Raw genomic sequence first — 13,953 nt, 5'->3', positions numbered from 1 at the left:
CGGATCAGTCCGTCGTGATTGCCGTTTCGACATCCGATGGATCGATGGTCTTGTTGAGATTGGCGTGCATCGTGTCGTGATCAAGCTCGCCTTCCCACCACGACACGAACACCGTAGCAATGCCGTTGCCCGTGATGTTGGTCAGAGCGCGCACCTCGCTCATGAATTTGTCGATCGAGAACACGATCGCCATGCCGGGCACCAGACGCGGATCAACCACCGACAGCGTGGCTGCCAGCGTGATGAAGCCGGCGCCGGTGACGCCCGAAGCGCCCTTGGAGGTCAGCATCGCCACGATCAGGATAGTCACCTGCTGGCCGAACGACAGATCCACCCCGAGCGCCTGGGCGATGAACAGCGTCGCCAGGGTCATGTAGATGTTGGTGCCGTCGAGGTTGAACGAATAGCCGGTCGGCACCACGAGGCCGACGACCGACTTCGAACAGCCCAGACGCTGCAGCTTCTCCATCAGCTGCGGCAACGCGCTTTCCGACGAAGAAGTGCCGAGCACGATCAAAAGCTCATCCTTGATGTAGACGATGAACTTGAAGATGTTGAAGCCGACGATGCGGGCAATGATGCCGAGCACGACCACCACGAACAATGCTGCAGTCGCGTAGAACAGCACGATCAGGCTCAACAGGTTGGTGAGCGCCGCCGGGCCGAACTTGCCGATGGTGTAGGCCATCGCGCCGAATGCGCCGAGGGGGGCCGCCTTCATGACGATGGCGATCACGCCGAACACGGCATGCGACGTCTCATCAATCATGTCGCGTAGCCTGTGACCACGCTCGCCCAGCGCCATCAGCGCAAAACCGAACAGGATCGCGAACAACAGCACCTGCAGGATGTCGCCCTTGGCGAAGGCGCCAACGACACTGTCGGGAATGATGTTGAGCACGAAATCGACCGACTTCGTTGCTTCAGCCTGCTTGACGTAATTGGCGACTGCGCCTGCGCTACCTTCGGTCTTGGTCACCAGACCATGGCCGACCTGGAACAGGTTGCCCATCACAAGGCCGAGGATCAGCGCGAAGGTCGAGACAATCTCGAAATAGACCAGCGCCTTGATGCCGACGCGGCCGACCTTCTTGGCGTCCTGGATATGGGCAATGCCAGACACCACGGTACAGAAGATGATCGGCGCGATCACCATCTTGATCAGCTTGATGAAGCCGTCGCCGAGCGCCTTGATCCATTCATTGGTGGCGAACTGAGGCTCCAGCCACCCGACCAGCACACCGATCACGATAGCGATCAGCACCTGAATATAGAGAACCTTGTACCAGGGCTTTTTGACCGGAGCGGCCACTCCCGGACCCGCCGTTGCCGTTACCGCAGACATTCCGCTTCAACTCCCTGAGCATTTTTACTGCCGCGGTCATTAGTCACATGGGCGGCCTCTTGCAAGCCGCCACGCGGAATTACTTGGGCGATTAACGAACAAATATCGCGCCGAGCGTTCAGCGATACCGGCGATCAACCATTCCGCGCAGGACGGGCACTAGGATCGCGCCCAATGTGTTCTTCACTAATGCCCCCGCCAGGAACGGCATGACGCCGACCAACCAGGCTTTCTCGGCGCCGAGCTTCATACCGTAAGCCAGCCAGACAAAGCCCATGGCCATAATCACGATGTGGCCGATGGCCATGGCAACGAACAGGCGGACCATCGAGCGATCCCATCCGCGTTCGCTGAACCAGCCCGTGACGAACGCAGCAACGACGAAACCCGACAGGAAGCCGGCCGTCGCCCCTGTGAGCGGTTTGAGACCGCCAACGGGCCCGGCGAACACCGGCAATCCCAATGCACCGACGGCGAGATAGGCGATGATCGTCAACGTGCCGAGGCGCCAGCCATAGACGGCGCCGATCATCAAAACGACCAGCGTCTGCAGGGTCATCGGCACATATGGCAGTGGCAGATTGATCTTCGCCGAAACCGCCAACAACGCGACTCCAAACGCCGCCAGCACCACGGCGCGCCGCAGGACGGCAAAACCTCTCCTGCGGCTTGGCCACCATACTCCGGCGATGGGGACACGACGCGCGTTCGCGGTGGATGCATCCGACAAGATGGGCTCGCTCACTTCGGACCACCCTGCCCGAGCCATTTTTTGATCCGCGCGACCGCCTCGTGCATGTCCTCGGTCGAGCTCGCATACGAAAAGCGAATATAGGACTTGCCATGGATCGGATCGAAGTCGCTGCCGGGTGTTGCGGCGACATGCGCCTGTTCCAACATCTGCTTGGCGAAATAGAAGCTGTCCGACGTGAATTTCGACACGTCTGCATAGAGATAGAAGGCGCCATCGGCCGGCAGGAAGTCCGTGAGGCCGGCTTGCGGCAATCCTGCGGTCAGGATGCGGCGGTTCTCCTGATAGCCATGCTTGATGTCTTCCATCTGCGCATGACCGTCGAACGCAGCTTCTGCCGCAATCTGCGACAGCGTCGGCACCGAGATCGATAGGTTCTGCTGCAGCCGTTCCATGGACCGCACCAGCGGCTTGGGCACAACCATCCAGCCGACGCGCCAGCCGGTCATGCAGAAATATTTCGAGAACGAATTGATCACCAGCGCGTTCGGCGATAGCTCGGCCGCGGTCACTGCGGGAAATGCATAATCGAGACCGTGATAGATCTCGTCGGAGATGAAGCGAATGCCCGCATCATCTGCCGCGTGGATCAGGCTGGTGAGCGCTTCGCGCGACATCATGGTGCCCGTGGGATTGGCCGGGCTCGCGACCAGCACGCCCTTCAGCGGCTTTTCGCGATGCGCGGCGAGCAGATCCTCGGCGGTCAGGGCGTGGCGCTTGTCGGCATGGGTTTCGATCAGCACCGGCTCGCAGCCCAGCGCAGTCAGAATATGCCGATACGGCGGATAGCCAGGCACGGTGACGGCGACGCGGTCGCCGGGCTCGAACAGGGCCAGGAAGGACAGGATGAACGCGCCGGAGGAGCCGGTAGTCACCACGATCTGCTCCGGATCGACCGTGCAACCGTAGACGTCGCGATAATGCCTGGAGATACGCGCACGCAGCGACGGGGTGCCAAGCGCAGCGGTATATTCGATCCGCCCGTGCGCCAGTGCAGCCTGTGCAGCCTCGATGGCCACCTTGGGCGCGGGCGCTGCCGGCTGCCCGACTTCCATGTGAATCACGTGCCCGCCAGCGGCCTCGATCCGCGCCGCGGCGGCCATCACATCCATCACCATGAACGGGGGAACATCGCTGCGGCCGGAGGCTGCAAGAAGGCTGTGTGCCCGGGTTTTGAGGATCGTATCTGGCATGGAAATCTGCTATCTGCGCGGCGTTATGCACGTTACGGCATGGGAGCAACGCCGCGCTCCCGCCGCAATATTTGACTTGTTAGGGCTTATATCGAATCCGAACCTCGGCCAATGATGAAAGACCTGCAGCTGCAGCCTAAAAGGGCTGCATCTCGATTGTTCTCGAAGCTGACCACGCTGCTGACCGCGGCGGCATTGACGCTGACGCCAATGGCGGCCCATGCGCAGCAAGGCGACGCTCCGCGCCTGCTGCGCGACGCCGAGATCGAACAGCTGCTGCGTGACTATACGCGCCCGATCCTGCGCGCTGCGGGCCTGGAAAAGCAGAACATCCAGGTTGTCATCATCAACAATGCCAGCTTCAACGCCTTCGTCGCCGACGGCCGCCGCATCTTCGTCAATCACGGCGCGCTGATGCAATCTCAGACGCCGAACCAGCTGATCGGCGTACTCGCCCACGAAACCGGCCATCTCGCCGGCGGCCATCTGTCGAAGCTGCGCGAGCGCATGGCGCAGGCGCAGACCCAGATGATCGTGGCAATGCTGCTCGGCGTCGGCGCCATGGCGGCCGGAGCGCGCGGCGGCAACTCCAATGGTGCTGCCGGCAATATCGGCGCCGCAGCGGTCGCCGCGCCGCAAGCGATGATGATGAATACGATGCTGTCCTATCAGCGGCAGCAGGAAGAAAACGCCGATCGCGCCGGCGTCAAATTCCTGAACCAGACCGGCCAGTCGTCCAAGGGCATGTACGAGACGTTCCAGCGCTTCGGCACCGACAGCCTGTTCGCAGCACGCGGAAGCGACCCGTATATGATGTCGCATCCGATGCCTCGAGAGCGCGTTGCCGCCCTCGAGGAACTCGCGAAGTCGAGTCCCTATTGGGACAAGAAGGACGATCCCGCCCTGATGCTGCGCCACGAGCTGATGCGCGCCAAGACCGCCGGCTTCATGGAGCAGCGCGACACGGTATTGCGGCGCTATCCGCCGTCCGACACCAGCCTGCCCGCGCAATATGCCCGCGCCATCGCCACCTATCGCCATGGCGATCTGCGCGTGGCTGTCGAGCAGATCGATGCGCTGATCAAGGCGCAACCGAACAATCCGTATTTCTACGAGCTGCGCGGCCAGGCACTGCTGGAAGGCGGCAAGCCCAATGAGGCGATCGCGCCGCTGCGCCGCGCGGTGCAGCTCTCCAACAACGCGCCACTGATCGAGATGATGCTCGGCCAGGCGCTCGTCGCCTCCGACAACAAGGCCTATACGGACGAGGCGATCCGCATCCTGCGTACTGCGGTGGCACGCGAGAGCGAAGCGCCCGTCGGCTATATGCAGCTCGCAATGGCCTATGGCCGCAAGGGCGACTATGCGGAAGCCGACCTCGCCTCGGCCCAGGCCGCATTCCTGCGCGGCGACAACAAGACCGCCCGCGACCTTGCCTCGCGCGCCAAGGCGCGGTTTGCCGTGGGCACGCCCGGCTGGGTGAAGGCCGATGACATCATCGCCGCGAAAATGCCGGGCAAGAACTAGCGCGCCTCCCCTGCAATGTTCTGAAACAAATGGCGGCTGATCCGTAATCTTTCGCAATGTGGCTGACAATTTGTCTCCGTACGCAGTGTTCCTGACTTTTGGGGGACATCTCTATGCGCGCGAACGCCATCAACCACGTGTTGAAACTGATATGCCTGCACGCTCTGACAGCATCTGTCGCTGGATGCGCCACGGCGCAGCTGGAGACATCAGGGTCTCTCGCCTCGTATAACGACCTCGCGCCGGCCGACGGCATCACTACCAAGTCCAAGATGCGCGTCGACAAGGCCGGTGTCCTGGCGGCCAGGAGTGTCAGCATCATACCCACGTCATTCTCTCATGCCGCATCTCGAGCCGCCCTCACCGACAAGCAACGTCGCGTCATCGCGAATGCTGTCGACCGTTCCGTCTGTATCGGACTGAGCGACCGCTTCAACGTGGTCCCATCCGGGCAACCCGCCGACCTGACGGTGCATGTCACCGTGACGCGTGTGACCGTCACCGATCCGAATGTCGCCGGAGCCGCCAAGGTTGCCTCCGCCGCACCGATGTTCATCAGTGCAGGCTTTCCTATCGTCGTACCCCGGATCCCGTACGGCATGGGCGGCCTGTCGGTCGAGGCGGAAGCCCGCGACGTACAAGGCCAGCAGAAGGCGGCATTCGTCTGGGCCCGCGATGCCGACATGTTGACGAGCACGCCGCGCGTTGCGGCATCCGGCGATGCCTACGATCTGGCGGGCGAGTTCGGCGCAGATTTCAGCAAGCTCCTCGTTACCGGTGAAAATCCATTCGACAAGAAGCTGTCCGCGCCCAGCATGCAGCGCGTGAACTCGGCCTTTGGGGGGAAGCCCAAATACGCCGCCTGCGATGCTTTCGGGCGCACCGGCGTTTCCGCCTTCATCGGCGGGAAAATGGGAGCACCTCCTGAGTGGAACGACGACGCGATGCCGGTGACGGAATGACCGGACATGCATGACAGTGATTACCGTCCCTCCGCCCAAGACAGCTATGCTACAACATTAGCAGTCACGTTGAACGAACCACCGCCTGGAGCCGGATGCTGCCCAATGCAGACCATGTCTCACATCCTCATCGTCGATGACGATCTTGCCATACGAAAACTACTGGGACGCTATCTGACCGAACAAGGCTACCGCGTATCCATCGCCTCCGACCAGCGAACGATGAAGGAAGCGCTGCAGACCAACGAGGTCAGCCTCATCGTTCTCGATGTCCTGCTCCCCGATGGGTCGGGGCTCGATATCTGCCGCGATCTTCGGCGGGAGGGCTCTGAGATACCCGTCATCCTGTTGACGGCGCTGAAGGAGGATGTCGACCGGATCATCGGCCTCGAAATCGGCGCGGACGACTATCTCGGCAAGCCGTTCAATCCGCGCGAATTGCTCGCCCGCATCCGCGCGGTTCTTCGTCGCAAGGTAACGCAGGACATCCAGCTCTCCCAGGTACTCGAACATCACTTCGGCCGATTTAAACTCCATCCCGGCGCGCGGCAGTTGCTGGACGAAAACGGGCAGCCGTTCGATCTCACGACAGCTGAATTCGAACTGTTGCTCGTGCTCGTCAGACGGCCGGGTCGCCTGCTCTCGCGTGATCAGTTGATCGAACTGACGAACCGCAGTACCGACGACGTGTTCGATCGCTCGATCGACGTGTTGATGAGCCGGTTGCGCAAGAAGCTTGGCGACAATGATGATTTCCAGTTGATCAAAACCGTGCGCAACGGCGGTTACATTTTCTCGGCACGCGTTGAAACGATCGGTGCAGACACATGAACTCCATACGCATTCGATTTTCCTTGATGCTGGTGGGCTCGGTCCTTTGTGTGGTGATCCTGGCCAGCGCCGTGATGTCGCAAATGATACTCGGGCTGGTCGAAAAGGATTTTCGTGACGGATTGACGTCTCGCGTCGCTGCATTTTCCAACAGCATCACCTTTCGCGGAAACGATGCAGTCTTTCATCTTCAGCCGGCGCCCATCGAGGGAAAGCTTCTGGAAGCGCCGACCAAGCTTCTGCAGGAAGCATTTCAAAAATCGCAAGCCAATTTCGACATTTTCGTCAAGCAAACGCCGGATGGCCAACGATGGGCGTCCATCAAGATGGGCCCCGGCTGGCTGAGCTGGCCCATACGCGAGCACGCGCCGCCTCCTGAAGTGTGGTGGGGCCTCGCCGGCTGGATGGTACTGATCACGGTTGGCGTCATCGGGGTTGCTCTTACGGTTGCCCATCAGACGACGAACCAGCTTAAATTGCTGCAGAGCATGGCGATGTCCGTTGGCAAGAACGGCGTGCTGCCCGTGCTCAAAGAAGAAGGGTCTATCGAAATCAAGGCAACCGCTCAGGCACTGAACATGATGGGCGCAAGTCTGAAAAAAGCGATGGACAGCAAGATCAGACTTGTGGCTGCCGCAGGGCACGATTTGCGGACACCCATGACACGCATGCGTCTGCGCGCCGAATTTCTCAACGAACGAGAGCGTGAGGAGTGGCTGCATGACCTCGATGAAATGGATCACATTGCCGACAGCGCCATCCAGCTCGTTCGGGAAGAGACCGTCGGAAAAGGCACCGAGCACGTCAGACTAGACGAACTCGTCGGGGACGTTTGTGCCGAACTCACCCTGATCAAGATGCGGGTGACAATTGCCGGACTCGATCACAGCATCGTCAAGATCTCGCCTCTCGCACTCAAGCGCGCCCTGCGCAATCTCATCATCAATGCTGCAACCCATGGCGGCGGCGCCATCGTAAGCCTGCGCGTTCACGATCGCCGCGCTGTCGTCCTGATCGATGACAACGGTCCCGGCATTCCCGAACAATTCCTGGCAAGTGCCTTCGAACCGTTCTTTCGCGTCGATCCAGCCCGCCGCCAGTCAATTCCCGGCGCCGGGCTCGGCCTGGCCATCGCCAAGGAAATTGTCGAGCGGCAGGGTGGCACGCTCGGAATCGAGAACCGGCAGCCTCACGGGTTAAGGCAGACGCTTTCCATCGAGATCGATATCGCAAACGTATCATCGGTCGCAGCCTGAACGACGCGCTCGCCATGCGGCCACACGGGCCGCTGCAGACCATCACTGAAGAATGATCCTTCGTAAGCAACACCTGTTCAGCCGGACCACAGGATCATCGCGATCCCGAAGACGAGCAACGGATAATACGCAACCTCCACGCTCAGGAATGCGATGTCTTTTGTGCGAGACCAGAGGCGCCGAACGGATATCCGTATTCGGGCGCGTTCCAAGGACGCTGTTGGAGCGATGCGACACATCTAGCTACCCTGCCCCCTCAACCCTTCCAGGTTGGATTGAAATCCACTCGCCGAACCGCCCTTGGCGCGACCGTAGGCATAGAGCTCTTTCATATAATCAGTATCGAAATTGGTTGGATCGCTCGTGGTGAGCTTGCCCGCGTCGATGGCCGTTGCTTTGAAATCCCAGTTGTTGCGTTTGCAGAAATCGTATGTCGCGATCATCGCATTGCGCGTATTGGCCTTCACCGAGGTCTGAAACGAGCGCGCCACGATCGGAAGCGTCAGATCCGATGTATAGGAGGCGTCGGGCGACAGCTTACCGTTAACGATCACGAAGACCCGAGACTTCGTAGCCAGCGATCCAGCATGGGCCGTCAACACGCCCTCCGGCACAGCCAGAATATTCGATGTCACGCCACCATCGACATGCATCTCGGAATACATGTTTCCGCCGGACTCGACGGCGATCAGGGCTGGCGGGAAAATCCCGGGGATAGCGGCCGACGCAGCAAGAACATTCCGGAACAATTCATAGCGGCCAGGACTATCGCTGCTCGCGATCTCCCCCATATTCCAGAGCGTCGTCCCTTGGGTGTCGAGGTTCGTGGTGGCCACGATGAGCATCTTGCCCCTGCGATACCGTGCGCCGACCGCATCGATGATCCGATCATCGGCATATTTCGAGATGAGGTCTTTCATCGGCCCCGCCTTGAAGACGCCCGATCCAACAACGGCGTTGATCCCCGCGATACGCATCAGATTTTCAGTCGCGCCGCTGGTGAAGATCGCTTCGAGACGGCCGTCATAGCCCGGGCCGAGAAACGCGAATGGCGCAATCAGGGCGCCAACGCTGGAGCCGGTGACGATATCGAAATCGGGGCGCAGTCCGGAGTCGGACCAGCCTTTCAGGAATCCTGCGCCATAGGAGCCGTCAGCGCCGCCGCCGGACAAGGCAAGGATGGTGAGCGGCGGGGCACCGCGCCGCGATCCCGCGAAGATGCGATAGCCTTCGTCGGGCGATATCCTGGCCAATGGAATCTGCGGGATCGTCGCGCGCGCGCTTGCGATCAGCGGCGCGCGCGGCAGCGACGCACAGGCCGACAGCAGCAGCGCCGTGCAAATAATGGAAAGCATCGCGCGAGGCATCACGCGAGCTCTGCAACGATCAAAGTGAATCTTGAAAACTGGGCCATGCGGGTTTCCATGTCCGGAAACTCTTGCACGGTTGATTTGCCATTTGTTTGCGTGTTTATTTCATTATGTTTCGCGCGGCGGCTGCAATCCGAATGCGACAATTCCATCCACACGTCCACGAATGGGAAGATGACCGAGTGCACTGACCGTGAATGGCGGTGCCGAGGCAAAACAATCCATCGCCGCCTTCGATGCGACAAAACCGCCCTCTACATCACGACTGAGCTCTTCCAGCCGCGAGGCGGTGTTCATGACGTCGCCATTGAAGACGATCGCGCGTTTGACGTCGCCGATTTCGCCGATGATCACCGGCCCGAAATGCAGGCTGCCGCGAATGCGGGGCGCTGCGCCAAACTCACGTTCAAACTGCCCCGCTTTGCGCACCAGTTCGTCGCGCATGGCGATGAAGCAGCGCAACGGACGGCAATCGACCGCACCGTCCCGTTTCGGCCAGGTCACGATCATCTCGTCGCCGACATAGGCAAGTACCTCGCCGCGATAGTCGACGACCGGGAGCGATAGCAGGCGAAAGGTCCGATCGAGGAAACGGTGGATACCGACGCCACCAAGTTGCTCGGCCAGGCTGGTTGAGCCCGCAATATCCACGAACAAGACGAAACGCTCTTCCTCGACCGGCGTGTGATAGCGCCCGGTGAAGAAGTTCAACAAAGCGCGTCCGCCGACGAGATTGGTGATTGCCAAAGCCAGATTGACGACGATGGAGACGACGACCGAATAGACCAGGCTCGACCAGAACGTATCCTCCGCGATCTCGAGCGTCCGCCCGATCAGCACATCCGCAAGCCGAAACCACTGCACGGCCAAAATCACGACGGCGTAGAACGCGCTCTTGATCAGCAGGTTGGCGGTGAACGAGCGACCGCTCAGCCAGATCCGGATCGGACCATCGGCCACCATGATTTCGAAGCCGCCCAGAACCGTGCTGATCACCAATCCGATCACGAGCCCGGGCAGAATGGGCAGATCGTGGGTGGCACTGAACGCCACGCCGGCGGCGGCGCCAGCGGCCATAATCGTCGTGAGGACCCTTAGTTTCCGTTCAAGCCTGGCGTTCATGGTCCCTCCCACCGGTACAGCCGACGGGAGGGTATATCAAATCGTCCAAGGGAGGGCTGACACGGGCCGATGGCAAAGGTTGCCCGCGAGCAGACCGATGCGCCGGCCTCACCGGGCCCTGCCGTGCACGCCGATATGATCTTCATCCTTTTACAACCACCCCAAGCTTCTCGCCGGCAGCGGTCAGGTTCCGTTAACGGAACTCGCTGCATTTAGTGAAAATGGATGCGCTCATCGCGTCCGGCGGGGAGACCAATGCAGCCATCGGATCACGAAACCGCACACAGCGGCGTCACACGCACGTGGGACCTGCGGCGATGAGCACGACGACCATCTTCTGGTTCACGCTCGCCAACTTCCTGTCGTCAGGTCTCGTCTGGGCCTATGTCGCACGCTGCTATCCGAACTTCGTCCCTGCCCGCTACTGGAGCGCCGCTTCGCTGAGCGCGTCGGCCGGCCCTGCTCTCGGCTTGCTGTTTCCCAATCCCGTCGGCCTGCTGTTCGCCGCGCAGATGACAGTTCTCGCTTACTGTCTGTCAGAGGTCGGTATCCGTCGCTTTTACGACAGGCCTACATCCTGGATCGCCACCGCCCTGGTAATTTCCGCGAGCCTGGCCGGATTCCTGTTCTTCAGACTGGTCATCGACGATTATGCGATGCGCGTTGTCGTCTACTCGCTGAGCCAGGGCGTTCCCGTGGCGCTGACGCTACCGCTGCTACTGTCGCGTGATCATCGGCGCAGCAATCACGGCGCACGGATGGCCGGCTACCTCTCGATTCTCTTGCTTGTTGCTTTTGCCTGCCGCGCGATCGCCGCGCTGCTTCATCTGGGCGGCAGCGAGACGACCATGGTGACGGTCGATGCGGTACAGGCCGGCTTCATGCTGGTGGCGGCATTCCTCGCCATGACGTGGAATTACGGACTGCTGATGATGGCGATCGACCGCCTGCGCGGCGACGCAGCCGAACTGGCGCTGATCGACGATCTGACCGGCGCCGGCAATCGCCGCCGCCTGTTGCAGCGGATGGACGAGGAATGTGCGATGGCGCGGCGGACCGCACGCCCATACGCACTGCTGGCGATCGACCTCGACGGCTTCAAGGCGGTCAATGATGGCTTCGGTCACAGCGCCGGCGATGACTGCCTGAAGCAATTCGCCCAAGCGGCGCAAGATCAGTTGCGCCCCGGCGATACGCTGGCCCGATGCGGCGGCGACGAGTTCTGCATCGTGCTGCCCGACACCGACCTGCAGCAGGCCGGCGAGATCGCGCGGCGCGTGCTGGCGGCCTGCCCGCGACAATTTGGCAATGCCGGACACACAGTGAGGACTCTATCCGCCTCCATCGGCGTCGCGCAGTGGTCCCCCGACCTCATCGCCTCCCCAGAGCGATTGATGGCGGCTGCCGATCACGCCCTGTATCAGGCCAAACACAGCGGCAAGAACCGGGTCGTGCTCTATGAGCCCGCACCACCGCTGGCACCGATCTTCGATGACGAGATCGGAAGCGCTCCCTTGCCGGCACCGCATGCCCTCACTGCAATGACCGGGCCGGATCACCACCATTCCGGCTTCTGAGACCTGCGGCGCCATGATGAATTGCGCGTGACCGCCTTCACAAATAACGCGTATTTCGCCCCCAAAATGCTAAGCAGCTTCCCGAATGACACGTGGCTTTCTGACTCGGCCTTTTCCAAAGGATAATTTGCCCATGCCTTCGTTCCGTTTTCTCGCCTCCGCCGGCCCGGCCCTGGCTTTGGCCCTCGCGCTGTGTGGCGCGCCCGCGGTCGCATCGGCGCAGACGTTCAATGACGCCCAGCGCGGCGAGATCCAGAAGATCATCAAGGACTACCTGATCACCCATCCGGAAATTCTCGAAGAGGTCTCGGCCGAGCTGACCAAGCGTCAGGCGCAGGCTGAAGCCGAGAAGCATCAGGCTGCGATCGCCGCGAACGCAAACACCATCTTCAACTCGCCACGCGGCGTCGTCGTCGGCAACAAGGATGGCGACGTCACCTTCGTCGAGTTCTTTGATTACAATTGCGGCTACTGCAAGCGCGCCATGGACGACATGGTCGGCATCATGAAGAACGATCCGAAGCTCAAGGTCGTGCTGAAGGAATTCCCGGTGCTCGGGCCCGGCTCGGTTGAAGCCGCCCAGGTTGCTGTTGCCGTGCGCATGCAGGACCCGACCGGCAAGAAGTATCTCGATTTCCACCAGAAGCTGTTGAGCGGCCGCGGCCAGGCCGACAAGGCCCGCGCCTTGGCAGCGGCCAAGGAAGCAGGTCTCGACGTCGCCAGACTGGAAAAGGACATGGCCAGCCCGGAAGTGCGCGCGACCATCGAAGAGAACTTCAAGCTCGCGGAATCCATGGGCATGAACGGCACGCCGAGCTACGTCATCGGCAAGCAGGTGATCATCGGTGCCGTCGGCGCAGACGCGCTGAAGGAGAAGATCAACCAGGCCCGCTGCGGCAAGGCGCTCTGTTCGTAAATCCAGACTCCGGCAGAGTGATTCATACCGTCGCCCGCGCCGTCCTGAACATCTCGGAAATATGACAAACCGGCTGCATCGCAGCCGGTTTTTTATTTATCTTGCGGTAGCGGTCAAAGCGGCTGAACGCCATCTGTGATAGGGTAACCTATCCCCAACGGTAAAAGGATGCAGCGGACACCCCGCCTAAGTTCCCAATGTTGACCGATACCAAACAGGAGCAGCGGCTCCTGAAGATTTCGATTTACGTCACGCTTCTCATTTCATTTGCCAGCATCGCTTTCGGGCTCGCCATCAGTTCGCGCGCCATCGCCTTCGACGGTTTTTACACGTTGATCGACGCAGCCATGACCGGCGTTGCATTGCTGACCGCAAGACTGATCAGCAGAGGCGAAGACGACCGCTTCCAGTATGGCTACTGGCACCTTGAACCAATCCTCGCGCTGATCAACGGCACGGTGCTCAGCTTCGCCTGCGCCTATGCCTTCATCGACGGCCTTAACGGGCTGATCACGGGCGGTCGCGCCATCGAATTCGGCCCCGGCGCTATCTTCGCCGCGGTGGCGGGTGCCATCAGCTTCGGCATGAGCATCTATATCCGCCGCTCGGCCGGCGAACACGGCTCGCAACTGCTCGACATCGATGCCCGTGCCTGGCTGATGGGCGGTGTACTCAGTCTGGCGGTCTGCATCAGCTTCCTGCTCGGAGCGGTGATGGCGAAGACTCCTGCAGCGGCCTATGCGCCGCTGGTCGATCCGCTGATCCTGCTGGTGGTTGCGATCTGCCTGCCGTTTCCGCTCTCGACGATCTGGAATGCCGGGCGCGACATCCTGCAGGTCGCACCGAGCGATCTCGACGAGGAGGTTCGCGAGCTCGCGCAATCGATCGCGTACAAACACGGCTTCAGCGACTGCAGCTCGCATGTAATGCGCTCCGGCCGTCAGCAATTCATCGAGATCGGGCTGGTGGCACCGTCCGGCGAGATCAGCAAGACCTTCGCCGAACTCGACGCCATCCGTGCGGAGATTGCCCTGGCCATGGGCGGGCTCAGCCCCGGCTATTGGCTGACGGTGGATTTCACCGCCGACAAGCGCTGGGTGTAA

Annotated in this window: 12 protein-coding genes; 7 read left to right on the top strand and 5 right to left on the bottom strand. The window is 61.0% G+C overall.

The genetic code is table 11. The features are described from left to right. Positions 1 to 4: 4 nt before the first annotated feature. From HP556_RS24460 to HP556_RS24450, 3 genes are all read right to left on the bottom strand, one after another. On the bottom strand, positions 5 to 1,345 hold the full coding sequence (locus tag HP556_RS24460) for a dicarboxylate/amino acid:cation symporter (protein WP_089264122.1): 1,341 nt from the start codon (positions 1,343 to 1,345) through the stop codon (positions 5 to 7). A 118-nt stretch (positions 1,346 to 1,463) separates the two neighbouring features. Next, entirely contained in the window at positions 1,464 to 2,075 is a 612-nt protein-coding gene (locus HP556_RS24455) for a biotin transporter BioY (RefSeq protein WP_420878709.1), read from the bottom strand. A gap of 11 nt (positions 2,076 to 2,086) precedes the next feature. Further along, positions 2,087 to 3,289: a pyridoxal phosphate-dependent aminotransferase gene (locus HP556_RS24450; protein WP_175368891.1), complete on the bottom strand. Its 1,203-nt coding sequence runs from the start codon at positions 3,287 to 3,289 to the stop codon at positions 2,087 to 2,089. A 114-nt stretch (positions 3,290 to 3,403) separates the two neighbouring features. Between HP556_RS24450 and HP556_RS24445 the strand changes: the two genes are divergently transcribed. The 4 genes from HP556_RS24445 (at position 3,404) to HP556_RS24430 (ending at position 7,865) form a co-directional block, all read left to right on the top strand. Beyond that, a complete protein-coding gene (locus tag HP556_RS24445) occupies positions 3,404 to 4,816 on the top strand; it encodes a M48 family metalloprotease (RefSeq protein WP_420878708.1) in 1,413 nt (470 codons plus the stop codon). A 113-nt stretch (positions 4,817 to 4,929) separates the two neighbouring features. Continuing rightward, positions 4,930 to 5,778 (top strand): DUF3313 family protein, encoded by an 849-nt coding sequence (locus tag HP556_RS24440; protein WP_175368889.1) that lies wholly within the window; start codon positions 4,930 to 4,932, stop codon positions 5,776 to 5,778. A gap of 6 nt (positions 5,779 to 5,784) precedes the next feature. Continuing rightward, on the top strand, positions 5,785 to 6,609 hold the full coding sequence (locus HP556_RS24435) for a response regulator (RefSeq protein ID WP_420878694.1): 825 nt from the start codon (positions 5,785 to 5,787) through the stop codon (positions 6,607 to 6,609). Beyond that, positions 6,606 to 7,865, top strand: a complete 1,260-nt coding sequence (locus HP556_RS24430) for an ATP-binding protein (protein WP_175368888.1) — start codon at positions 6,606 to 6,608, stop codon at positions 7,863 to 7,865. Before HP556_RS24435 ends, HP556_RS24430 begins: the two co-directional genes overlap by 4 nt. Before the next feature lie 239 nt (positions 7,866 to 8,104). On the opposite strand, the gene HP556_RS24425 is transcribed toward HP556_RS24430, so the two are convergent. Next, positions 8,105 to 9,220: a patatin-like phospholipase family protein gene (locus tag HP556_RS24425; protein WP_175368887.1), complete on the bottom strand. Its 1,116-nt coding sequence runs from the start codon at positions 9,218 to 9,220 to the stop codon at positions 8,105 to 8,107. A 123-nt stretch (positions 9,221 to 9,343) separates the two neighbouring features. Further along, the gene (locus tag HP556_RS24420) at positions 9,344 to 10,357 is read right to left on the bottom strand and encodes an adenylate/guanylate cyclase domain-containing protein (RefSeq protein ID WP_175368886.1); all 1,014 of its coding nucleotides are present in this window, start codon (positions 10,355 to 10,357) and stop codon (positions 9,344 to 9,346) included. 317 nt (positions 10,358 to 10,674) lie between these two features. On the opposite strand from HP556_RS24420, the gene HP556_RS24415 reads away from it, so the two are divergent. From HP556_RS24415 to HP556_RS24405, 3 genes are all read left to right on the top strand, one after another. Continuing rightward, the gene (locus HP556_RS24415) at positions 10,675 to 11,934 is read left to right on the top strand and encodes a GGDEF domain-containing protein (RefSeq protein ID WP_175368885.1); all 1,260 of its coding nucleotides are present in this window, start codon (positions 10,675 to 10,677) and stop codon (positions 11,932 to 11,934) included. A gap of 133 nt (positions 11,935 to 12,067) precedes the next feature. Further along, positions 12,068 to 12,850, top strand: coding sequence for a DsbA family protein (locus HP556_RS24410; protein WP_093758397.1), 783 nt, complete (start codon positions 12,068 to 12,070; stop codon positions 12,848 to 12,850). 197 nt (positions 12,851 to 13,047) lie between these two features. Beyond that, on the top strand, positions 13,048 to 13,953 hold the full coding sequence (locus tag HP556_RS24405; protein ID WP_175368884.1) for a cation diffusion facilitator family transporter: 906 nt from the start codon (positions 13,048 to 13,050) through the stop codon (positions 13,951 to 13,953).

The organism is Tardiphaga robiniae, assembly GCF_013359755.1.
GTDB classification, from domain to species: domain Bacteria; phylum Pseudomonadota; class Alphaproteobacteria; order Rhizobiales; family Xanthobacteraceae; genus Tardiphaga; species Tardiphaga robiniae.
The sequence above is the reverse complement of the archived record's forward strand: the minus strand, read 5'-3'. Positions and strand labels throughout refer to the sequence as shown.